The sequence below is a fragment of the Bifidobacterium miconisargentati genome (assembly GCF_019331675.1).
Taxonomy (GTDB): Bacteria; Actinomycetota; Actinomycetes; order Actinomycetales; family Bifidobacteriaceae; genus Bifidobacterium; species Bifidobacterium miconisargentati.
On sequence record NZ_JAHBBJ010000001.1, the window covers coordinates 87,874 to 109,878 of the forward strand.

Below are 22,005 nucleotides of genomic sequence, written 5' to 3' on the forward strand. Positions count from 1 at the left end.
GACGTGATCGATAACAAGGGCAAGTACAATGATGTGTGGTCCCAATCATTGTTGATCATCAAAGGAGACAGACCAAAGTGACCGTTACCCGCGTATACATCGCAAGTCCCGAAGGCGCCAATGGCCGCAACGTCGTGGCCTACGGCGTGCTCAACGCACTGACCTCGAAGTACAAGACCATCGTGTTCCGTCCGGCCGTGTCCAACCACGACGACTTCACGCCCGTCCTGCTGTCCGCCTCGAACTCGGGCCTCGGCGTGGCCCTGTCCACCGGCCTCGACGTGCACAAGGTGCGTCAGGACAAGGACACCGCGCGCGGCGACATCATCGGCGCGTTCAACGACGCGATGGACGTGGCCCGAGCGGACGCCGCACTGATCGTGGGCACCGACAAGTCCCACGTGAACGATCCGACCAGCTACGAGTTCAACGCCAACGTGGCCGCCGATCTGCAGGCCGGTGTGTTCCTGGCCGTCTGCACCATCGACCGTTGGCCGCATGAGCTGGACGAGACCGTCAAGCTGTCCATCGAAGGCATGGAAGCGGCCGGCAACAAGGTGCTCGGCATCTTCGTGACCGGCTGCGAGCCGCGTCACGCCGTATCCGTCAAGGAGACGCTGGCCAAGTACGGCCTGCCCGTCTGGACGCTGCCGCAGGTGCCCTTCACCGACGAATCCACCAAGGAACTCGCCCTGGAGACCTTCCGCAAGAACGCCCCCACCGAGGAGGTGCTCGCCGCCCTCAACGTGGACATCGAGGCCCCCATCACCCCGTACGCCTTCCAGTTCGGCCTGCTCGGCAAGGCCAAGAGCAACAAGAAGACCATCGTGCTGCCCGAGGGCGAGGAGGACCGCATCATCAAGGCGGCCGACTACCTGCTCGAGCGCGAAATCGTGAACCTCATCATCGTGGGCAACAAGGACGCCATCCTGGCCCGCGGCAAGGAGCTCGGCCTCAACTACCTGGAACGCGCCCGCTTCCAGTCCATGGACGACGAGAACATCCTCAAGCCCATGGTGGCCAAGCTGTGCGAGCTGCGCGCCAAGAAGGGCATGACCGAGGAGCAGGCCCGCAAGCAGCTCGCGGACGCCAGCTACTTCGGCACCATGCTCGTGGTGCTCGGCTACGCCGACGGTCTGGTCTCCGGTTCCGTGAACTCCACCGCCAACACCGTACGCCCGGCCCTGCAGGTCATCAAGACAAAGCCCGGCCAGAAGCTGGTCTCCGGCGCGTTCCTCATGTGCTTCAAGGACCATGTGGCCGTGTTCGCCGACTGCGCCATCAACCTCAACCCGGACGCCGAGCAGCTCTCCGAAATCGCCCTGCAGTCCGCCGAGACCGCCCGCGCGTTCGGCATCGACCCGAAGGTCGGCATGCTCTCGTACTCCACCCTCGGCTCCGGCAAGGGCCCGGATGTGGACGTGGTCGAGGAGGCGACGAAGCTCCTCAAGGAGAAGGCCCCGGATCTGCCGGTGGTCGGCTCCATCCAGTTCGACGCCGCCTGGTCCCCCACCGTGGCCGCCACCAAGGCCAAGGGCAACGACGTGGCCGGACACGTCAACGTGTTCGTTTTCCCGGATCTGTGCGCCGGCAACATCGCCTACAAGGCCGTGCAGCGCTCCTCCGGCGCCCTCGCCATCGGCCCGGTGCTGCAGGGCCTCAACAAGCCGGTGAACGACCTGTCCCGCGGCGCCCTGGTGCAGGACATCATCAACACGATCGCCCTGACCGCCATCGAGGCGCAGTAGACCGTCCTAACTTGGCTCCCTTCGCTGAGCGGAGCTGTCAGGAAGTGACTTAAGGGGAGTCTCGCATATCATTGCGGCTCCCCTCAGTCGTCTTACGCCGACAGCTCCCCTCAGCGAAGGGAGCCAAGTACGAGCGGCGTCTCATCGTGACCGCAGCATAAATGTGTTTTGTAGCAAGCAACGAGTAATCTAATCAACGGTAACCCGCTTCGTTCGGCGGGACTCAACATATCACAATGGAGGATGCCCACAATGGCGAAAACCGTCCTTGTCATCAATTCCGGCTCCAGCTCGATCAAGTACCAGCTGGTGGACCTCGAATCCGGCGAAGGCCTCGCTTCCGGCCTAGTGGAGAAGATCGGCGAGCCGATCGACGGCCACTACAAGCACGAGTACAACGGCGAGAAGCATGAGCTCGAGGAGCCGATTCACGACCACGAGCAGGGTCTGAAGCGCGTGCTCGGCTTCTTCGAGGAGTACGGCCCGAAGCTGTCCGATGCGGGCATCGTGGCCGTCGGCCACCGCGTGGTGCAGGGCGGCTCCCTCTTCCCGAAGCCGGCCCTGGTCAACGACAAGACCATCAACGCCGTCAAGGATCTGGCCGTCCTCGCCCCGTTGCACAACGGTCCGGAGGCCAAGGGCGCCGAGGTCATGCGCGCCCTGCTGCCGGACGTGCCGCAGATCTTCGTCTTCGACTCCTCCTTCTTCTTCCAGCTGCCGAAGGCCGCCAGCACCTACGCGCTGAACAAGGAGATCGCCGAGCAGTACCACATCCGCCGCTACGGCGCCCACGGCACCTCCCACGAGTTCATCTCCTCCGTGGTGCCGGAAGTCGTCGGCAAGCCGGCCGAGGGCCTCAAGCAGATCGTCCTGCACATCGGCAACGGCGCTTCCGCCTCCGCCGAGGTCTCCGGCAAGCCGGTCGAGACCTCCATGGGTCTGACCCCGCTTGAGGGTCTGGTCATGGGCGGCCGTACGGGCGACATCGACCCGGCCGTGGTCTTCCACCTGATCCGCAACGCCCACATGAACGTGGACGAGCTGGATGCCCTGTTCAACAAGCGCTCCGGTATGACCGGTATGACCGGCTTCGGCGATCTGCGCGAGGTCCACCGCCTGGTGGCCGAGGGCAACGAGGACGCCAAGCTGGCCCTGGATGTCTACGTGCACCGCATCGTGAGCTACATCGGCAACTACACCTACCAGATGGGCGGCTGCGACGTGATCACCTTCACCGCCGGTGTGGGCGAGAACGACGACATCGTGCGCAAGATGGTGTGCGATAAGCTCGCTCCGTTCGGTGTCAAGCTGGACGAGGAGAAGAACGCCAAGCGTTCCAAGGAGCCGCGCATCATCTCCACCCCGGACTCCTCCGTGATCATCGCCGTGATCCCGACCAACGAGGAGCTGGCCATCGCCCGCAAGTCCGCCGCCATCGCGGAAGCCGGCGAGGACACCTACGGCAACAAGTTCGCCAAGTGAATCTGAATCACTGATTCATTCACGATAAGGAGGGTTGTGACAATCACCATGATTGTCACAACCCTCCTTGCGTATTTGGTGGTTGCTGGCTCCCCTCTCTGAGGGGAGCTGTCGTCGTAGACGACTGAGGGGAGCACCGCATTGCATTGTGCCGCAGTACTCCCCTCAGTCAGCTTCGCTGACAGCTCCCCTCAGAGAGGGGAGCCAGCAACACGCATCTCCCATAGCCGGAGAACCCGGTGCTACTCCCCCAGCATGCCGTTCCACATGCCGACGAAATCAGGCAGGGTCTTGCGGGTGGTGGCCACGTTGATTACCTGAATACCGGGGATGCGCAGGCCGAGCATCGCGGCGAAGGTCGCCATGCGGTGATCGGCGTAGGTCTCCATGTCGGCGCCATGCAGCGCGCCGGCCGGCACCGGTTCGATGCGCAGACCGTCCGTCAGTTCCTCGGCCTTGCCGCCCACGCGGGTGATTTCATTGACCAGCGCGGCCAGACGGTTCGTCTCATGGCCACGCAGATGGCCAATACCCACCATGTCGGTTGGCGCATCGGCGAACACCAGAATCGCGGCCAGTGAAGGCGCGATCTCCCCCGCCGCGGTCAGGTCGAACGTGCCAAGCCCATGCACGGTGCCGTCGCCGGTCACCTCGCAGTAGCGCACGCCATCAATCTCCGGGAACGAGACCTTGGCCCCCATGTGTTCCAGATATCCCGGCAGCAGGCCACCGGGCTGGGTCGTCTCCACCGGCCAATGCGGCACACGCACGGTCCCGCCGGCGATGAGGGCCGCGCCCAGGAACGGCGCAGCGTTCGACAGGTCGGGTTCGACCGTGACCTTATCCGGCAGCTGCAGGGCGCGTGATTCGACCGTCCACATGCGTGCGGATTCATCGGCCTCGATGGCGCCGCCGGCACCGGTCACATCGGCCACAGTCATGCAGATGTGCGGCAGGCTCGGGGTCTTCTCCCCCGTGTGCCGCAGCACGAGACCACCCGGCAGACGGGAACCGATAAGCAGCAGTCCGGAGATGAACTGGGAGGAACCGGACGAGTCGATGCTCACCTCGGCTCGGGTTTCCGACAGACTTGCGGGCGGCGTGATGGTGAACGGCAGACGCCCCACCTCGCCGTGGTACTCCACGATGGCGCCCAACTGCTCCAATCCGTCCAGTACGGGCTTCATCGGACGGGCATAGGCCTGTTCGTCACCGTCGAAACGGACCGGACCGTCGGCGAACAGCGCAAGACCCGGCACGAAACGCATCACTGTGCCGGCCAGGCCGCAGAACAGGTCGACGTTGCCACGGAAACGGCCGCTGGCGGGCGGCGTCACCGTTACCGTGGTATCGACTTGGGAATCCACCTCGCAGCGGACGCCCAAGGCTTCGAGCGCCCCCATCATGAGGTCGGTGTCACGCGAGCGCAGCAAGCCGACCAACGTGACCGGTCGGGAGCCAAGCGCGGCGAGGATAAGGTAACGGTTCGAGAGCGATTTGCTGCCGGGCACGGTCACCGTGGCGTCCAGCGGCTTGCCGGCGAGCGGTGCCGGCCAAAGATTCGATTGTTCGGTCATACCGCCAATCTATCAGGATTGCCCGGCGGAAACGGTGTTTTGCTCAAGTCGGCCCGGCCCGGACAGCTAGTCTGTCCGACGACAGTCCCAATCCCGGCTATGACGAGGCGGACACACGGCAGTTCTGAGATCGCAACACGGATCCCGAGCGCCAGTGACACGCGGGACCGGTCGGGTCCCTTTCCGCATGGGAAGACCGTTACCGTATCCGTTTGATTTTCCGGTTCGTGGACGGTGGGGTTGCATTGTCTCATGAATCGTCTCATGAAGTGGCGCGATTTGACTCAGGCGCGAATCCCAGATAAAGTGCCTAACCGTTGTCCTAAACGACACCTGCCCGGGTGGCGGAATGGTAGACGCGCTAGCTTGAGGTGCTAGTGCCTATTTTATACAGGCGTACGGGTTCAAGTCCCGTCTCGGGCACCATCGAAACCCCGCATTCGTGCGGGGTTTCGTCGTATTTGCCGTCGCCGATGAATGGCTGCCGCGCCGTTCATATCTTGCATTCCGAAACCCATAGTGGTCGCAGAGTGGGTATGCTGTCAGTGTTTTCCGGCCAGCGTCCGACTGGGACCCGGAATCATCAATCAGCAAGGAGAGGACCATGGCCATTACGTTCACCGAAGAGCGACACTTCACCAAGGAGCAGGCAAGGGATCTGTTTCGTTCGGTCGGCTGGGTGTCCGCCAATTACCCCGAACGCCTGTATCAGGCGCTTATGGGGTCGTCCACGGTGATCTCCGCGTGGGACGGCGACCGTTTGGTCGGTCTGGTGCGCGCGCTGGATGACGGTTCGATGCTCGCCTACGTGCATTACGTGCTGGTCGACCCGGAATATCAGGGCAATGGCATCGCCGGCCATATGATCGAGATGCTCAAGGACAAGTACCGCGACTACTTCTATATCGAGGTCATGCCCGAGGAAAGCAAGAACGCATCGTTCTACGAGGGACACGGCTTCCATGTGATGGACGACGGCGTGGCCATGCAGATCGTCAACCCCGATTGGTGAGCCAACCCTTCGCGTCGTGTCATGCCAACCACCGGACTCCCCAGCCATTCATACGTATCGGGCACATAATTTTCGGAAACCATGGTCTTCAGCCATGTACCCCGCGTGTACCCCCCATACGCAGAAGGCGGAATTCCAAGGCTCAAAAACCCTTGGAATTCCGCCGTTTTTCGGGCTAGCCGGATTTGAACCGGCGACATCCGCTGATTGCTGCCGGCTTCGTTGTTTTCCGCGGTCGCCGTGTCCCGGTCGTGTCCGCATCGGCGCCGGTGCTCCCCGGTCGAATGCGACACAATGACTGAGGAGCAGCGGCAGCCGGCGACGAGGCGTTCATTCGGTCCGCTCATGCGAAACGCAGCCGGTGCGAGGCCCTCCACCGCTGCCCGGTTCGCTCTACGTGTAGCGGGACGCCGAACATCGATTCGAGACGTTCGTCGGTAAGTCCTTCGTCAAGTGGTCCGGTGAATGTGATGGTTCCCGGTGTCGTGTTGCCGTCAAGTGTGGCGTAGATGCGCGGATGCGTGTCGAGGTATGTCATGCACTCGTGTTCCGTCATTCGGCCCATCATCGCGATATGGTCGAATCCGGCGGGGATGTCCTCCACCTGATGCGTGACGAGCAGCATCGTGCGCTCGTCCCCTCGCGAGGCCAGCGCCGACAGTTCTCGCAACACCGTTTCACGGCCGCCCAGATCAAGGCCGGTGGTCGGTTCATCGAAGATCAGGAGATCCGCCGGCGAGACGAGCGCGCGGGAGATCATCACCCTCGTGCGTTCGCCTTCGGACAGGTTGCGCCACTGTTTGCCGGTCAGATATGCGATGCCGAGCCGGCGCATCATCGCGTACGCCTTCTCGTATGCCTCGTCGGCCGAATCCTTCGTTCCTCGTGGAATCCCCGAGGCGACGACCGTGAGCGGGTTCATTTCCGACCCGATGTTGTGCCCGAACGCCGCCGAGACGATGGCTATGCGGGTGCGACGGCGCTCCGGGTCCGAGCCCGCGACGGTCCGGTCCCCGAAGACGCGCAGTTCGCCGACGTTGGGGTAGGTGCGCATCGCGATCATTTCCAGCAGTGTGGATTTTCCCACTCCGTTCGGTCCGAACAGCACCCATCGTCCGCCGGTGGCAATGGTGAGGTTTACGTCGGCAAGGATCAGCTGCCGATTGCGATAGTAGCCCACCGACCTGGCTAGTACCATTGCGTCGTGGGTTGTTTCGCCGAGCATGGTCATCGCCCCGCTTCCTTATTCCGTCCGATGATGATGCCGATGGCGGTCTGTGCGACGGCTAGTATGGCCAGCATGATGAGCACCGTCCGCCATCCCGAGGTGATGTCGTAGATCGTTCCGGCCAACGTGGGGCCGACTGCGGCGAGCAGGTATCCGACGCATTGAGCCATGCCCGACAGTTGCGTCGTCTCCTCGGTGGTCGAAGTCTTCAATCCGATCAATGAGAGTGCCACGACCAGAGAGCATCCCGAGCCGACGCTGGCGACGATGATCCACAGCAGATCGAGCCGCGGCGCGAATGCCAGTCCGAGCGCGCCGATGGCCAATGGCACGCTGGCGACGACAACGGCGGCGACCTGGCTGTCGCCCTTCAGCAGCACGGGGATGAGCAGTCCCATGACGATACCGACGAGCTGGAAGACTGCCAGATGCCAGCCGGTCCGGTCGGCGGGCACGCCGAAGGAGACCTCGATGGTGGGCAGCCAGGTGACGCACACGTAATAGTTCACAGATTGCAGCCCCATGAACAGGGTAACGGCCCATGCCTCCGGCCTTTTCCACATGGAGACACGGAGTCGGGTCTCCGATGCCGTACTCTGTCGGCTGCGGGGCTGCGCATCGGCGGCGGTCTTCGCGGCCGAGGTCGTCCTTCGCGCATTCGCCCGTGAACGCCACAGCCACAGCAACGTGACGGCTCCGGCGGGAATGGCCCAGATGCCGAGCGTGCCCCGCCACCCGATTGCATCGGACAGGGGCAATGTCACGGCCGAGGCGAACGCGGCCATGCCGGTCATGCATGCGGAGTATATGCCGGTGGCAAGTGATGTGTGACCAGGGTAATCGCGTTTGACTATGGCCGGCACCAGAACGTTGCCCACCGCGATCGAGCAACCGATGACGAGCGTGCCGGCCCACAGTCCGATGGTGCCGCATGCCGAACGGATCACAATGCCGAGCGTCAGGAACACCATCGCGGCCAGCACGGTGCGTTCGATGCCGATGCGTCCGGCGGCCCGGTGCACCATCGGGGAGACGGCGGCGAACGCGAGGATGGGCAACGAGCCGAGCAGACCCTGCATCGTCGCGTTGAGATGTTCGGACGCCCCTATCCGTGGCAGCAGCGGGCCGACGGATGTGAGCGGGGCTCGCAGATTCAGCGCGACGACGAAGACCAGCGCGGTCAGTATCGATGCGGCGAATCGCGATGCCGACGAGGGGATGGGATGACGTTCTGTTATCTGTTCCATGATGATCGACTAGATGATTAAAGAGTATCCGTGTGATGATGCCGTTGATTCGTATAGGGGGTGTTCGTTATCGTCCGTCGGGGATCCGAGCGGCGATGGCGTTGAGGTTTTCGGCGACCGCCGCGATGATCTCGTCGTCGCTTTGTCCGCCTTCCAGCTTGAGCAGGCCAAGCGAGTGGAGAGCCCCGGCGATGGAGAAGACGGCGGCGATGCGCTCGCGCTCGTTCGCCGCTCGGGCGGAGTAACGATCGACGAGCGTCGATTCGATTTTGCGGAACATGGCTTCGGGGCGGCCGGCGAACAGGACGCGCAGATCGTCGATCTGGCTGTCGATGGCCGGCCTCCAGCCATTGAGGAATGCGGGCGGATCGGACAGGATCTTGTCCTTGTCGGGGTAATGCTCCAGCATCGCGTCGATGGTCTCGTCCTCAAGCTTGTCGTTGAGGTCGTATACGTCGAGGTAATGCTTGTAGAACGTGCTTGGGTTGACGAGCGCAAGGTCGCAGATGTCCTTGACCTTGACCTTCGAGACCGGAACTCCTGATGCCCGTAGGCGCAGGAACGCCTCGCGGATTGCCTTGCGGGTTTTGACGATGCGCAGATCGGTCACCGTGCTCCTTTCGTCCTGCCGGTAGCGTCATTCCCGCTCCGCCCATAAGCCGCGTGTTATTCGACGATTCAGGCGAATCGTCGAATAAGCGAGAAATGTCGCATATCGGTGGTTGTCATCCGTTGCGTTTCGATAATAATTGATGCTCGTTGAATAAGCAATAACTATTGTTTATCGGAGTGTTATTGTGAAACTTGGCATCAACAGAAAACAATGGATCATGGTCATCGTGCTGCTCATGGGCACATTGCTGGCCGTGCTCAACATGTCGGTGGTCACGCCGGCGCTGCCGTCCATCATGAAGGACCTCGGGGTGGATTCCACCACCGTTCAGTGGCTGTCCAGCGGCTATTCTCTGGTCGAGGCGATGGTCATCCCGCTCGCAGCGTTCCTCATGGGACGCTTCTCCACCCGCAGACTGTTCATTGGATGCATCTCATTGTTCGCGGCCGGCAGTCTCGTCGCCGCATTCGCGCCGACCTTCCCCCTGCTCATGGTCGGCCGGGTGCTGCAGGCCCTGTGCACCGGCGCGATCATGCCGATGGTCACCGCGGTGATCCTGCTCGTGTTCCCCAAGGAAAGCCGCGGTACGGCAATGGGCATCACAGGACTCGTCGTCGGTTTCGCCCGGCGCTCGGCCCGTCCGTCTCCGGCGTGATCATCGACTCGTTCGGCTGGCGCACGCTGTTCGTCATCATGGCGGCCGTCTCGCTGATCGTCATCGCGTTGGCCGCCGTCTACCTGCGTAACTTCGACGGCTTCCAACCGGGTGCGTTCGACCTTGTCTCCGTGCTGTTCTCCTCGGCCGGTCTGGCATGCCTGTTGTACGGGCTGTCCACGTTCACGTCCACCAGCAACATGATGCTCACCGTCTCGCTGATCGTCGTCGGCGTGCTGCTCGTGGCCGTGTTCGTGCGCCGACAGCTCAAGACGAAGGAACCGATGCTGCGCGTCGGAATCCTCGCCAACCGCACCTACGCGCATTCGGTGATCATCGTGGCATGCATGCAGGCGGCCCTCATGGGTTGCAACGTCATGGTGCCGATGTTCATCCAGACCGTGCTCGGCGCATCCGCCACCGCCAGCGGGCTCGCCATGCTTCCCGGCGCCCTCATCGGCGCATGCTGCGGTATCGTCTCAGGCCGCATGTTCGACAAATACGGCATCCGCAAGGTCGCCCTGCCCGGCCTGACGGTCATGACCATCGGCGGCGTGCTCATGGCTCTGCTCGGCGCGGACGCCTCGGTCATCCTCACGGCATGCGCCTATACCGTGCTCTACGCGGGACTCATGTTCGCCATGACCCCGGTGAACACTTGGGGCATCAACGCACTCGACAACGAAAACATCGGACACGCGCAAAGCGTGACCAACACCGTCGGACAGATCGCCTCCTCGATGGGCACCGCCCTCATCGTATCCATCTCCGCGCTGTCCACCACCCTCGCGCCCACCGCCAGCGAGCACGCGCAATCCATACTCGGCTCGACGCTGGCATTCGCCGCCATCGCGGTCATCCTCGCGGCCGCCCTCGTCACGGCGCTTCTGGCGACTCGAACGCGCCGAGGCACGACGAAACAGACTCTCGTCGGACAGTGACCGAAACGACAACGTATCAACAGACACGGAACCAAAACGAAACGAGACATGATGGACACCACGAACAACTCGCTGACCCACAACATCCGTACCTTCCACCACGGCACCGAACCGCTGGTGGATCCCATCCAAGACACATTCATACGCACCGACAAAGTCGGCAACTCATGGTTCTGGGTCGGTCATTTCGAGACGGGCGGCCACACCCTTGACTTCATGTACCATGTCAGCGTCCTGCAGTTCTCCAAATACCTGCCGGTGCGCATGATCAACAGCGTGCTGTCCATCACCGATGAGACCGGACGCATCTACCGTCACGAAGACCGCTTTTACAAGGTCAGGCGAGGACAGGTCGCAGGCCAGGGACTGCACATCCACACCGACAAGGACGTCATCGAAGGCGACCTCGACAACATGCGCATCGCATCGGCCATGCCGGACGGATCCATCTACCTCGACCTGCACGGCACCGGATACCCACTCTACAGTCTCGGTACCGGCTACTTCCAGATCGCCGGAGTGGCCAACTACCAATACTCATTCCCGCACATGGCTGCCAAAGGCGTCATCACTCTCAACGGCCAGCGCCACGAGGTGGAGGGAATGGTATGGATGGACCGTCAGTTCGCCGGCATGCCCAAAGGCAGAAGCCTCAAGGACGGCTACAACTGCAAATGGCTGTGGATGAACCTCTGCTTCGATAACGATCCCGACGTGATCAGCCTATGGGGTGTAACCGAACTGGCCACGGGCAGCGAACATTGCTGGGCCAGCGTCCTGCATGAGGACGGCACCCAATCTTCCGCCGGCGTGGATCCGATGGTCGGCGACTCCTTCAACGTGTGGGAAAGTCCTGTGACCGGCATGAAATACCCAACCGGATGGACCATCTCCATCCCCGAATGGGAAGCGAAACTCACCGTCACATCCATCATGGACGAACAGGAAATCGCTTCGCCGAACCCCTCAGGGCGCAAATACGAAGGCGCAAGCCAAGTGGTCGGCACCTACCGAGGACACTCGGTGACGGGCCACTGCTGCCTCGAACTCGTCGGAGGATGGAACTGACAACACAGGACCATCCTCCGAAATCACCGGCGTCGGGCCGATCCCGCCAACCCGCCGAAGAAAGCCACAGCCCGACGGGCCGGTGAACAAGGGATTCGGAATGGGCATCGAATAGCCTTTCGGGGCTCTCGCACAGGAAAAGCCCGTCTCGCGCATGACAACACGAGACAGGCTTGACTCTTTGACCCGAATTCAATTTGTAAGTGCAACGCCCGTCTTTGGGTGGCTCGGCCTCGACATTACTTTGCTGAATTCGCGGTACCAAACCTCGTTGGGTGTTTCCCAGCCCCGGACCTTCATGGGGGTGTCGTTGATCTCGTCCACGATGGCCTGCAGGTCCGCGTCCGCCAGGTCGTCGAATCCGGTTTTCTTGGGCAGGTAGCGGCGGATCCCGATCCCATGTCGTTCGTCATTCCCGAGCACTGGAAAACCAGGAAGGCGGAGGACATGGGAAACGACGAGCCGGTTCCGGGAACCTCGACCGCGGTACAACTGCCCGCCACCGGCATCAACGCCTACGAGAGTGGATTCGGCATCAGGACCGGCTGGGCAGGACGTTCAAAATGACCCGCGCCGCGCCGATGACACGCGCGGATAAGACCCACGTTCTGTCTATTAACCCGGAATTTTGTTACCGGGTGTCGGCGAGAAAACGAAGAAGCCCTACATCTCAAGCGGGAGTAGGGCTTTCGAGTCGGGCTAGCCGGATTTGAACCGGCGACATTCTGCTCCCAAAGCAGGCGCGCTACCAAGCTGCGCTATAGCCCGTCATGCCGTTGCATCGCCGGTATGGGCACATGCGGCGACGGCACAAGAAGACATTGTATCGCATATCCGGACCGGGACACGGGATACAATGAAGATTTGGCAAGATTCGTCCGCGAAGCGTTACCGGCAGCGGAACCATAAACGGAAGGAGCACCCATGGGACGTCATCAGCGCGCGGAGACCTCCGGCCTGATCTCCTTCCTGATCTGCGCCGTGGTGGGCGCCGTGTCCATGAACATCTATATGGAATACGCGCCGGCCATCTGGCAGCTCACCCAGCGTCGGTTCATGGTGTGTTCGGGCATCGTGGCCGGCTGCGGCGTCATTTCCTTCATCATCGGATACGCCAGCAAATCACGCTCGCTGAACCTCAATCACGGCTGGTTCGCGCCGATCCGCCGCATCGTGGAGATTGTGGCCCTCTCAGTGGTGTACGCCTCCACGATATTCCTGTCCTCGTTCGCCCTGATCGGCGCCGCGAACGACATGATGGGCAACGCCATCTTCTCCGGCTACATCTCCAGCGTCTGCGCCGGATTCGCCGGCGTGGTGGGATACATGACCTTCGTGCAGGCCGAGCTGATGAACGCCAAGACCATCGCGAGCCTGCTACCGTTCTTCGTGATCTCCGGCGTGGTGACCGCCGGCATGACCACCGACGATCCGTACTGGTATCACAACAACTTCTCCCAGCTCGGCGACCGCACCACCTTCGCCGCCCGCATGTTCAACTCCACGCTCATGCTGGCCGGCACATGCATCATCATCGTCAGCTACTTCGCCATCTCCGAACTGGTGACCACCGAGCGTCTGCAGCGACTGTGGCACGACCGCACCAACAAGGACCCGAACCGAGGCTACGACATCCCGCACTTCATGGCGCGCATCACCATCCTGTCCGCGCTGCTGACCATCTCGGGCCTGGCGTTCATCGGCATCGGCGCGTTCCGTTATACGCCGCATAACCTCATGCACAACGTGTGCGCCAAGGGCCTGCCGTTCGTGATGCTGGTGCTGTTCGTCTGCCTGCCCTGGCTCGCCCCGCGCCTGTCCAAGGCGGTGATGGTGGCCTCCGATCTGGCCGCGCTGGTGTGCGCGGGGTTCTGGGCCAACATGATGATGGGGCACAACACGCTCACCAACGTTGAGGCGTTGGCCGGTCTCATGTTTCTGGGCTGGTTCATCGTGTTCTCGCGGCAGATCGCCGCCATCGAGGCCGACCGCGTGGCCGCGCAGCTGCTGCACGCGCAGATGGTCGAGGGCGGGCTTGACAAGGACGACGAATCCGAGCACATCGAATCCCGCATCGCCGCGGACAAGTGACGTCGTCTCAATGCCGGTTGAATTCTTCGGAACCACCCCTCAGTCAACCTACGATTGACAGCTCCCCTGACAAGGGGCGCCAAGAACCTTGGTATCACGATGGGCCGCTCCCCAGCGAAAGCAGGGAAGCGGCCCATGACTATCTATTGGCCCGGATTCAAATCAGGACTCAGTCTCAGCCCTCGGTCGGCTCGAACGGACGCTTGGGCTTCTTGGCGCTGATGAGCATCAGGAAGCTGCGCGCCTGCGCGGTGATCACGAATCCGGCCTCGTAGCTCAGCTCGGGGCCCTTGGGATTGTGCGTGTCCACGATGAGCTGCCACTTGCGGCCGTACCGCTCGTCCGGCAACGTGAACATGATGGGCTCGTAGTGGGCGTTGAAGATGAGGATGAAGTCGTTGTCAACCATCCGGTTGCCGTACCAGTCCACTTCGGGGATGTCCGAACCGTTCAGGTAGATCATCATGGAGAAGGCGTGGGTGTTCTGCCAATCCTCCATGTCCATGATGGAACCGGTGTGGTCGAACCATTCGACCTGCGGGATCTTGTTCGAATCGTCTCCGGGCTCGCGTCCGGTGAAGAAGCGACGGCGGTGCAGGACGGGATGGTTGAGTCGTAGGTGGATGAGCTTGGAGACGAACGCCAGCATGTCCTTCTGGTCCCTGTTGAGGTCCCAGTTGGTCCAGGAGATCTCGTTGTCCTGGCAGTAGGCGTTGTTGTTGCCCTGCTGGGTGCGTTCCACCTCGTCGCCGGCGCAGATCATCGGGATGCCCTGACTGAACAGCAACGTGGAGAACATGTTGCGGATCTGACGCTGGCGCAGGTCGTTGACGTCCCGGATGTTGGTGGGGCCTTCCACGCCGCAGTTCCAGGAGCGGTTGTTGGATTCGCCGTCCCGGTTGCCTTCGCCGTTGGCCTCGTTGTGCTTCTCGTTGTAGCTCACGAGGTCGTTCAGGGTGAAGCCGTCGTGCGCGGTGATGAAGTTCACGGAGGCCACCGGGCGACGGCCGTTGACCTGGTACAGGTCGGAGCTGCCCATGAGGCGCGAGGCGAACTCGGGCAGCGTGGACGGCTGCGAGCGCCAGAAGTCACGTACGGTGTCGCGGTAGCGCCCGTTCCATTCGGACCAGCTGGACGGGAAGCCGCCCACCTGGTAGCCGCCGGAACCCAGATCCCATGGTTCGGCGATGAGCTTGACGCGGCTGATCACCGGGTCCTGCTCCACGATGTCGAAGAACGCGGAGAGCTTGTCGACTTCCTGGAACTGGCGGGCCAGCGTGGCGGCCAGATCGAAGCGGAATCCGTCCACGTGCATCTCGGTGACCCAGTAGCGCAGGGAGTCGGTGATGAGCTGCAGGGCGTGCGGCGAGCGCATGAGCAGCGAGTTGCCGGTGCCGGTGGTGTCGAAGTAGTGCATCTGGTCGCCGTCCACCAGACGGTAGTACGACTGGTTGTCGATGCCCTTGAAGCTCAGCGTGGGGCCCATGTGGTTGCCTTCGGCGGTGTGGTTGTACACCACGTCGAGGATGACCTCCATGCCGGCGCGATGGTAGGCCTTGACCATGGACTTGAACTCGTTGACCTGCTGGCCGCGTTCGCCGGAGCTCGAGTAGGCGTTGTGCGGGGCGAAGAAGCCGATGGTGTTGTATCCCCAGTAGTTGGACAGGCCCTTCTCCTGGAGGAACGAGTCGTTGACGAACTGGTGGATCGGCATGAGCTCGATGGCGGTGACGCCGAGCTTCTTCAGGTATTCGATGACGCTCGGGTACGCCAGGCCGGCGTAGGTGCCGCGGATGTCCGGCGGCACGTCGCGGTTGAGGTTGGTCATGCCGCGCACGTGGGCCTCGTAAATCACGGAATCGTGGTACGGGATGTAGGGGTGCTGGTCGTTGCCCCAGTCGAAGTAGGGGTTGATCACGGCCGACTTCATGGTGTGGGCGGCCGAGTCGAGCGTGTTCATGGACGAGAGGTCGTCCGGGCTCCTGAACCAGTAGGAGAAGAGGCTTTCGTCGCCGTCGATGTTGCCTTCGATGGCCTTGGCGTACGGGTCGAGCAGCAGCTTGTTGGGGTTGCACCGCAGGCCGTGCACCGGGTCGTACGGGCCGTAGACGCGGTAGCCGTAGCGCTGTCCGGGCTGGAGGCCGGGGATGTAGTTGTGCCACACATACGAGTTCTGCTCGGTCATTTCGATGCGCGTCTCGACGTCGTTGTCGTCGAAGAGGCACAGTTCGACCTTCTGCGCAACCTGCGAGTAAAGGGCGAAGTTGACTCCGGCGCCGTCATAGCTGGCACCCAGAGGGTACATTGATCCAGGTCTGATCTGCATGTTTCCAGTATCCCACCTTTCTTGTTACCGGTGTACCGGTGGAGTGAACGTCAGGCGAACAGCGACTTGTCGTGCGTGTCCGGGTCCTTGCGCTGGGCGATAAGACGGCGCAGCGCCTCGTGTTGGATGGCGATCATCGAATTGGATGCGGTGATGCGCGTAGCCACCAGGTCGCTCCAGGGGATCCATGCGGATTCCACATGCTCGTCCGGGTCGAAATGGCGTTCCTCCCGTGTGAACGGGCCGAGGTGCAGCACCATGATGTGCGCCAGTTCATCGGTCATGCCTTCGGAGGAGTAGAAGTCGCCCACATAGTCCACGCCCATCACGTCGCGGTCCGGCACCACGCCGGTCTCCTCGGCGAGTTCGCGCAGGGCGGCGTCCATCATGTCCTCGCCCTCGTCCATGAGGCCTGCGGGCAGTCCGTAGGCGAACATGTCCGAGCCGGCATGGTATTCGCGTTCGATGAGGTAGCGGTCGGTGGACATGTCGTGCACGAGCATCACCACGCAGGGCGCGTGCCGCAGTACCTGACGGCTGATCTCGTGCTCCCTGCCCTGCTTGTCGGTCAGGGCGAGCCGCATGTCGTCCACGTGGAAGATGCGGCCGGTGTACACGGTCTCGCTGCTGATCACCTTGGCCGGCACGTCCATGTCGATGCCGTCCGAGCTGGCGTTGAGCTTGCGGCCGAGCCGGTGTTCGAGCTGTTCCTGTTTGCTTGGTTTGTTGTTGCCAAACACTCCTGTGAGGCCTCCTTGTAAGGGGTGCGTCGCGTGCGCGGCGGATTTTCGCGGGCGATGTGCCGTCGGCCCGATGCCGGGCCCTACGCCGAGCCCGTTCGGGCCCAGCGCCCGGTTCACTGCCGGTGCGAGGTGATGGACAGGGTCCACGGGTCGGTGGTGGCATGCAGCCATGCGACGTCGGGACGCTGGCCGGTGGCCGTTTCGATGGCTGCCGGCACATCTTCGATCGCATAGTTGAACCACATCGATTCAATGGCCGCGTGCGGCGTGTTGACGAGGTACGGGCGGGTTCTTGCATCGCCCTGCCCCAGCACGATGCCGGCGGCACGCATGCGGGCCTCGTAGCGGGCCTGTTCGATGGCATCGGTCGCCGGATGATGACGCAGGTCGCTGGTCACGTACACGTCCACGCCGGCGGCACGCACCTCGTCGAACAGGGAATCGCCAGAGCCGGGCAGCACGGCCACGGTTTCGACCGGCGCGTCCAGATCACCGCACACCTGCACGCCAAGGGCGGTGGCCATGCCGTGGTCGTTCACCTCGTCGAACACGCGCTGCGTGAAGTCACCGAGGGCAATGGGTTCAGGCAGGCGTCCCACGCGGCCCAGGCCCACGGGATGTCCGGCACGTTCGGCGTCCGGGTCGGCGATGGGGACGAGTGGCTTCTGGTCGATGAGACCGAAATAGTCGGCCGCGGCCTGTCCCACGCCGCGCCATGCGGAGTCGGCGTTGGTGTGCCCCACCCAGAGCGCGCAACCGTGCTGGTAGAGCCTGCGTACGATGTCGCCGCGGAAGCCGAGTCCGCCCGTTTCATGCACAGCCCGGAAGTACAGCGGATGATGGGTGACGAGCAGGTCGGCTCCCGCCTCGATGGCCTGGTCGATGATGGCTGAGGTCGGGTCGGCCGCGAACACGATCTTGCCGATGCTCTGGCTCAGGTCGCCCACGATGAGGCCGGGCTCATCCCATGATTCGGCGTAGCGCAGCGGGTAGAGGGCTTCCAAGGCGTCGATGACTTGCTTCAGATTCGGCATACGTTTCATTGTAACGTTCTCAAGCCGCCGACACCGGCATTGCCGTACCCGACCGTCCGAAACCTGCTGGACACGGCGGGCCTCTATCAAGTTTCGGCCGCGAAAAGGCGATTCCGCGGCCGAAATTTGCTGGGTCCTTCGATTTCCGTCGGCACCCGTCCGAAGATCAGTGGGCGGCGAGCTGCCAGTCGGCACCGATGCCGCAGGAGACGTCCAGCGGCACGGCAAGGTGCACGGCGTGTTCCATGGCGTCGCTGACCAGCGAGGTCACCCGTTCGCCCTCCCCCGGTGCGATTTCGACCACAAGTTCGTCGTGGATCTGCAGGATGATGCGGCTTTTCACGCCGGCCTCGCGCAGCGCCTGGTCGGCCCGGATCATGGCGATCTTCATGATGTCGGCGGCGGAGCCCTGGATCGGCGCATTGAGCGCGGCGCGTTCGGCGGCTTCCCTGGCCACGCGGTTCGTGGAACGCAATGCCGGGAAGTAGCGGCGGCGGCCGAAGATGGTCTCCGTGTACCCTTCCTTGCGGGCGGAGGACACGAGCGATTCCAGATAGTCGTGCACCTTGCCGAAGGTGTCGAAGTAGCGGTTCTTCAGCGCTTCGGCCTCGCGCGGGGCGATGCCCAGCTGTTGGGCGAGACCGTATGTGCTCAGGCCGTAGGCCAGACCGTAGCTCATGGCCTTCACATGGGTGCGCTGGTCGCTGGTGATCTCGTCGACCGGCACCTTGTAGACCATCGAGGCCACGTACTTGTGGAAGTCGGCGCCGGAGCGGAACGCCTCGATGAGCGCCTCGTCGCCGGACAGGTCGGCCATGATGCGCAGCTCGACCTGCGAGTAGTCGCAGCTCATCAGGGACTCGTACCCCTCCCCCGGTACGAACGCGCTGCGGATCTCACGGCCGGCGGCGTTGCGGTTGGGGATGTTCTGCAGGTTCGGGTCGGTGGAGCTCAGTCGGCCGGTGGCGGCCACGGTCTGCTCGTACGTGGTGTGGATGCGCGTGTCCTTGCGGTTCACGGCATCGATCAGCGTCTGCACGATCTGCTTGAGCTTGTTGGTCTCACGGTGCCTGAGCAGCGCGCCGAGGAACCCGTTGGCCTGCTCGTTGTCGATGGACTTCAGGTACAGGGTCTGCAGTGCGGCTGCGTTGGTGGTGTATGAACCGGTTTTGGTGCGCTTGGTGGGTTTCAGGCCCATGTCCTCGAACAGCACCTTCTGCAGCTGCTTGGGGCTTTGCAGGTTGATCTGCGAGCCGGCGAACTGCCATGCCATGTTCTGCGCCATGCCGGCGTCGGCGGCGAACTGGTCGCGGATGCCGGTGATGCGTCCCAGGTCGACGGCGGCTCCGGTGTGCTCCATGCCGTGCAGCACGCGGGATACGGGCAGTTCCACCGCGCGCATGAGCCAGCACTGTTCGCGTTCGTCGATGATCGGGCCCAGCAGGTGCGCCAGTCCCCGGATGACGGCGAGGTCACGCAAGCGGCTCTCGTCCGGCTGGCCGTCGTCCGTCGCGTCCGATTCGGCCGTCTCGTCGGCGAAGTCGAGCGTGCCCTGTTCGGGTTCGGCGGATTCGTCCGCATGGAAATCGAGGAAGTGTTCGGCGGCCTGGGCGAGGGAATCCGCATGGAAGTCCGGCTCGGCCAGGTATCCGGCGAGCTTGGTGTCGAACATCGGCAGGTCCATATCGAGGCCCGCGGCACCCAGCAGATGCAGGAGCTCCTTGTAGCCGTGGACGATGGCACGCTGGTGCTCGCCGTCCAGGAACGTCTGCACGGCCTGGCGCAACGGTTCGTCGATCGGCGCGTTGACGACTGCGGCCTGGTCTCCCACGCAGATGGCCAACGACTGCATCGCGGCGCGTCCGGGGCGCACGTCTCCCCACGCGGTCACGGTCCAGGCATGGTTGACGGCATCGCCGCAGACGGTATGGCGGTCGGCACCCTGATAGTCGGCGTCGGCGACGATGAAATCGGCCACCTCATCCGGCACGTTCACCGAAGCGCGATGGCCGGCGATCCATGCGTCGAAGGTCTCCGGCGAATCGATCACCGTGGCTTCGGGCGGGTCCAGCGGAACGACGGATTCATCATCATCCGCTCCGGTATCGGCACCGGACGCGGTCTGAGCGGCGGAGACGCCGTTGTTGAAGGTCTTGAGCATGCGGGTACGGGTGCGGCCGCCGAACTCGAGTTCCTTGAACAGCTCGTCCAATGCGGCGGTGTCCACGTTGCCGAACGTCAGGTCCTTGACCTCGACGCCGAGGTCCACGTCCCGTACCAGGGCGTTGACCTTGCGGTTGAGCTTGACCTGGTCGATGCTGGCCCGCAGCGCCTCGCCCTTCTTGCCGCCGATCTCGTCGGCGTGCTCGCAGATGGCGTCAAGGGAGCCGAACTGGTTGATCCATTTGGCCGCGAAGCCGTCGCCCACGCCGGGCACGCCGGGGATGTTGTCCGCGGTTTCGCCGCGCAGGGCCGCCAGATCGGGGTATTGCGCGGGCGTGACCTTGTACTTGTCCACCACGGCCTGCGGGGTCATGTGTTTCAGATCCTTGAAGTGATGCCCCGGATAGAGCACGGTGACGTTGTCGTCGATGAGCTGGAAGGCGTCACGGTCGCCGGACAGCACGAGCGTATGGTAGCCGTCGTGGTCGCCCATGGTGGCGAGCGTGGCGATGACGTCGTCGCCTTCGTATCCCGGCTTTTCGATGTAGGTGATGCCGAGCGCCGTCAGCATGCGCTGGATGAGCGGCAGCTGGGTGAGCAGTTCCTCGGGGGCGGCGTCGCGGGTGCCTTTGTACTGCGGCAGCATCTCGTTACGGAAGGTGCCGCCCTTGACGTCGAAGGCGACGGCGAGATGGTCCGGCTTCTCGGCGTCGACCACTTGGGCGAGCATGCTGGCGAAGCCCCATACGGCGTTGGTGGCCTGCCCAGCTTCGGTGCTGAAGTTATCGACGGGCAGGGCGAAGAACGCGCGGAAGGCCAAAGAATGGCCGTCCACCACCAGCAGGGTGCGGGTGGTGGACGGCTCGACGTTATGCTGTACGGTCAACGATCGATCAGCGCTCATCCGAATCGGAGGGCTTCGGATCGCCGTACTTGGCGATGATGGCCATGGCCAGACGCTTCTTCGGGATGCGCTGGTCCATGGAGGTCTTCTGAATCCAGCGGAAGGCGCCCTGCTCGGAGAAGTCGGCCTTGTCCATCAGCAGGCCCTTGGCGCGATCCACGAGCTTGCGCTCCTCGAGGGTGTCCTCGGCCTTCTTGAGCTTCTCCTCGGTCTCCTTGAGCTGCTCGTTGGCTTCCTTGAGCTTGCGCTCGCCACGCTCCACGGTGTCCAGCAGGTCGTTGATCTCGGCGAAACGGCCCATGGCCACTTCAAGGGTGGGCAGCAGCTTGGATTCCTCGTACGGCTTGGTCACGTACGCCATGGCGCCGGCACCGGTGGCCTTCTTGACCAGATCGGTCTGGGAGAAGGCGGTGAGCATGACCACGGGGGCGATGTTCTCGTCGCAGATGATGCCGGCGGCGGCGATGCCGTCCATGCGCGGCATCTTGACGTCCATGCACACCACGTCCGGACGGTACTTGCGGGTGAGCTCCACAGCCTCCTCGCCGTTGGCGGCCTGGCCGACGACCTCGTAGCCGTTGTCCTCGAGCATGGCGACCAGATCCATACGGTTCACGGCCTCGTCCTCGGCCACCACCACGGTGCGGGGACCGTCCTCGGACTTGGCGGGGGCCGGCTCGGCCTCATCCTCCACGCCCGCGGCGGCCTTGAGTTCCGCGTCAGTCAACACCTCATCGACGTTGATGCTCGGTTCCTCGGACTTCTTCCTTGCAGCCATACCAACCTCTTTCCTTAGCCCCAACGGACACACGCCCACCAAGGCTTACCGGTAAATCTGACATTGAAATGTGCCCCCGGTGGGACTCGAACCCACCTTACAGCCTATGACTGCGGCCGCCGAACCGACCGAAAGCTTCTTACCGGATGACTACTACATCCAGGTAATCATAATCATCTTCATTTATTTTCTGCACATTCAGCCGAAAGTAATTCAATCACGGCACAGCTGAATGCTGTCAGAACTTCAATAACCATAATGGATACCCGCAATTTGTCAAGCTACGGCGTGTGTGTTACAAGGTCAGTCCAAGCCTGCATAATCAACGTTACGGCCCGGACCGAGGACGGCCACGGGCGGACAGGTGGTGGATGGGGATGGCTCCCGTTGGAAAG

16 protein-coding genes, 2 tRNA genes and 1 pseudogene are annotated in these 22,005 nt (G+C 62.8%); 8 read left to right on the forward strand and 11 right to left on the reverse strand.

Features of this window, described 5'->3' with window-relative positions; genetic code table 11:
* Window positions 1-77 precede the first annotated feature (77 nt).
* The gene (gene pta, locus KIH81_RS00365) at window positions 78-1,748 is read left to right on the forward strand and encodes a phosphate acetyltransferase (protein WP_214303577.1); all 1,671 of its coding nucleotides are present in this window, start codon (window positions 78-80) and stop codon (window positions 1,746-1,748) included.
* 252 nt (window positions 1,749-2,000) lie between these two features.
* Window positions 2,001-3,230, forward strand: coding sequence for an acetate/propionate family kinase (locus tag KIH81_RS00370; RefSeq protein ID WP_214303578.1), 1,230 nt, complete (start codon window positions 2,001-2,003; stop codon window positions 3,228-3,230).
* 242 nt (window positions 3,231-3,472) lie between these two features.
* On the opposite strand, the gene aroA is transcribed toward KIH81_RS00370, so the two are convergent.
* Entirely contained in the window at window positions 3,473-4,807 is a 1,335-nt protein-coding gene (gene aroA / locus KIH81_RS00375) for a 3-phosphoshikimate 1-carboxyvinyltransferase (RefSeq protein WP_214303579.1), read from the reverse strand.
* 335 nt (window positions 4,808-5,142) lie between these two features.
* On the opposite strand from aroA, the gene KIH81_RS00380 reads away from it, so the two are divergent.
* Window positions 5,143-5,233, forward strand: a tRNA-Leu gene (locus KIH81_RS00380).
* A 178-nt stretch (window positions 5,234-5,411) separates the two neighbouring features.
* On the forward strand, window positions 5,412-5,819 hold the full coding sequence (locus tag KIH81_RS00385; RefSeq protein WP_214303580.1) for a GNAT family N-acetyltransferase: 408 nt from the start codon (window positions 5,412-5,414) through the stop codon (window positions 5,817-5,819).
* Window positions 5,820-6,162: 343 nt separating this feature from the next.
* Here KIH81_RS00385 and KIH81_RS00390 read toward each other — a convergent pair whose 3' ends face one another.
* The 3 genes from KIH81_RS00390 to KIH81_RS00400 form a co-directional block, all read right to left on the reverse strand.
* Window positions 6,163-7,050, reverse strand: a complete 888-nt coding sequence (locus KIH81_RS00390) for an ABC transporter ATP-binding protein (protein ID WP_236029021.1) — start codon at window positions 7,048-7,050, stop codon at window positions 6,163-6,165.
* Complete coding sequence (locus tag KIH81_RS00395; protein WP_214303581.1) at window positions 7,047-8,294, reverse strand: CynX/NimT family MFS transporter; 1,248 nt, start codon at window positions 8,292-8,294, stop codon at window positions 7,047-7,049. Before KIH81_RS00395 ends, KIH81_RS00390 begins: the two co-directional genes overlap by 4 nt.
* Window positions 8,295-8,361: 67 nt before the next feature.
* A complete protein-coding gene (locus KIH81_RS00400) occupies window positions 8,362-8,904 on the reverse strand; it encodes a hypothetical protein (protein WP_214303582.1) in 543 nt (180 codons plus the stop codon).
* Between the two features lie 187 nt (window positions 8,905-9,091).
* Between KIH81_RS00400 and KIH81_RS12165 the strand changes: the two genes are divergently transcribed.
* Genes KIH81_RS12165 through KIH81_RS00415 form a run of 3 tightly spaced genes read left to right on the forward strand, consistent with a single transcriptional unit; the run spans window position 9,092 to window position 11,571 of the window.
* Window positions 9,092-9,562, forward strand: a complete 471-nt coding sequence (locus KIH81_RS12165) for an MFS transporter (RefSeq protein ID WP_214303583.1) — start codon at window positions 9,092-9,094, stop codon at window positions 9,560-9,562.
* A complete protein-coding gene (locus KIH81_RS00410; RefSeq protein WP_214303584.1) occupies window positions 9,559-10,503 on the forward strand; it encodes an MFS transporter in 945 nt (314 codons plus the stop codon). The genes KIH81_RS12165 and KIH81_RS00410 overlap by 4 nt, the downstream gene beginning before the upstream one ends.
* Before the next feature lie 48 nt (window positions 10,504-10,551).
* Window positions 10,552-11,571, forward strand: a complete 1,020-nt coding sequence (locus tag KIH81_RS00415) for a lipocalin family protein (protein ID WP_214303585.1) — start codon at window positions 10,552-10,554, stop codon at window positions 11,569-11,571.
* Between the two features lie 192 nt (window positions 11,572-11,763).
* Here KIH81_RS00415 and KIH81_RS11930 read toward each other — a convergent pair.
* Window positions 11,764-11,964: pseudogene (locus KIH81_RS11930) on the reverse strand (IS30 family transposase); the annotation flags it as partial.
* A 301-nt stretch (window positions 11,965-12,265) separates the two neighbouring features.
* A tRNA-Pro gene (locus KIH81_RS00420) sits at window positions 12,266-12,339 on the reverse strand.
* Window positions 12,340-12,495: 156 nt separating this feature from the next.
* Between KIH81_RS00420 and KIH81_RS00425 the strand changes: the two genes are divergently transcribed.
* On the forward strand, window positions 12,496-13,662 hold the full coding sequence (locus tag KIH81_RS00425) for an ABC transporter permease (RefSeq protein ID WP_214303586.1): 1,167 nt from the start codon (window positions 12,496-12,498) through the stop codon (window positions 13,660-13,662).
* Between the two features lie 175 nt (window positions 13,663-13,837).
* On the opposite strand, the gene glgX is transcribed toward KIH81_RS00425, so the two are convergent.
* The 5 genes from glgX to KIH81_RS00450 form a co-directional block, all read right to left on the reverse strand.
* The gene (gene glgX, locus KIH81_RS00430; protein ID WP_214303729.1) at window positions 13,838-15,967 is read right to left on the reverse strand and encodes a glycogen debranching protein GlgX; all 2,130 of its coding nucleotides are present in this window, start codon (window positions 15,965-15,967) and stop codon (window positions 13,838-13,840) included.
* Between the two features lie 71 nt (window positions 15,968-16,038).
* Entirely contained in the window at window positions 16,039-16,641 is a 603-nt protein-coding gene (locus tag KIH81_RS00435; RefSeq protein WP_217624828.1) for an NUDIX hydrolase, read from the reverse strand.
* A 203-nt stretch (window positions 16,642-16,844) separates the two neighbouring features.
* Window positions 16,845-17,765, reverse strand: coding sequence for a Nif3-like dinuclear metal center hexameric protein (locus tag KIH81_RS00440; protein WP_214303588.1), 921 nt, complete (start codon window positions 17,763-17,765; stop codon window positions 16,845-16,847).
* A gap of 166 nt (window positions 17,766-17,931) precedes the next feature.
* A complete protein-coding gene (gene polA, locus KIH81_RS00445; protein WP_214303589.1) occupies window positions 17,932-20,832 on the reverse strand; it encodes a DNA polymerase I in 2,901 nt (966 codons plus the stop codon).
* Entirely contained in the window at window positions 20,822-21,610 is a 789-nt protein-coding gene (locus KIH81_RS00450; protein WP_109058138.1) for an ANTAR domain-containing response regulator, read from the reverse strand. Before KIH81_RS00450 ends, polA begins: the two co-directional genes overlap by 11 nt.
* Window positions 21,611-22,005 lie beyond the last annotated feature (395 nt).

Coding starts and splice junctions, on each gene's coding strand:
- KIH81_RS00370 (WP_214303578.1), top strand. CDS start 2,001: ATGGCGAAAACCGTCCTTGTCATCAATTCCGGCTCCAGCTCGATCAAG.
- aroA (WP_214303579.1), bottom strand. CDS start 4,807: ATGACCGAACAATCGAATCTTTGGCCGGCACCGCTCGCCGGCAAGCCG.
- KIH81_RS00385 (WP_214303580.1), top strand. CDS start 5,412: ATGGCCATTACGTTCACCGAAGAGCGACACTTCACCAAGGAGCAGGCA.
- KIH81_RS00390 (WP_236029021.1), bottom strand. CDS start 7,050: ATGACCATGCTCGGCGAAACAACCCACGACGCAATGGTACTAGCCAGG.
- KIH81_RS00395 (WP_214303581.1), bottom strand. CDS start 8,294: ATGGAACAGATAACAGAACGTCATCCCATCCCCTCGTCGGCATCGCGA.
- KIH81_RS00415 (WP_214303585.1), top strand. CDS start 10,552: ATGATGGACACCACGAACAACTCGCTGACCCACAACATCCGTACCTTC.
- KIH81_RS00425 (WP_214303586.1), top strand. CDS start 12,496: ATGGGACGTCATCAGCGCGCGGAGACCTCCGGCCTGATCTCCTTCCTG.
- glgX (WP_214303729.1), bottom strand. CDS start 15,967: ATGTACCCTCTGGGTGCCAGCTATGACGGCGCCGGAGTCAACTTCGCC.
- KIH81_RS00435 (WP_217624828.1), bottom strand. CDS start 16,641: ATGGACGTGCCGGCCAAGGTGATCAGCAGCGAGACCGTGTACACCGGC.
- KIH81_RS00440 (WP_214303588.1), bottom strand. CDS start 17,765: ATGCCGAATCTGAAGCAAGTCATCGACGCCTTGGAAGCCCTCTACCCG.
- polA (WP_214303589.1), bottom strand. CDS start 20,832: ATGAGCGCTGATCGATCGTTGACCGTACAGCATAACGTCGAGCCGTCC.
- KIH81_RS00450 (WP_109058138.1), bottom strand. CDS start 21,610: ATGGCTGCAAGGAAGAAGTCCGAGGAACCGAGCATCAACGTCGATGAG.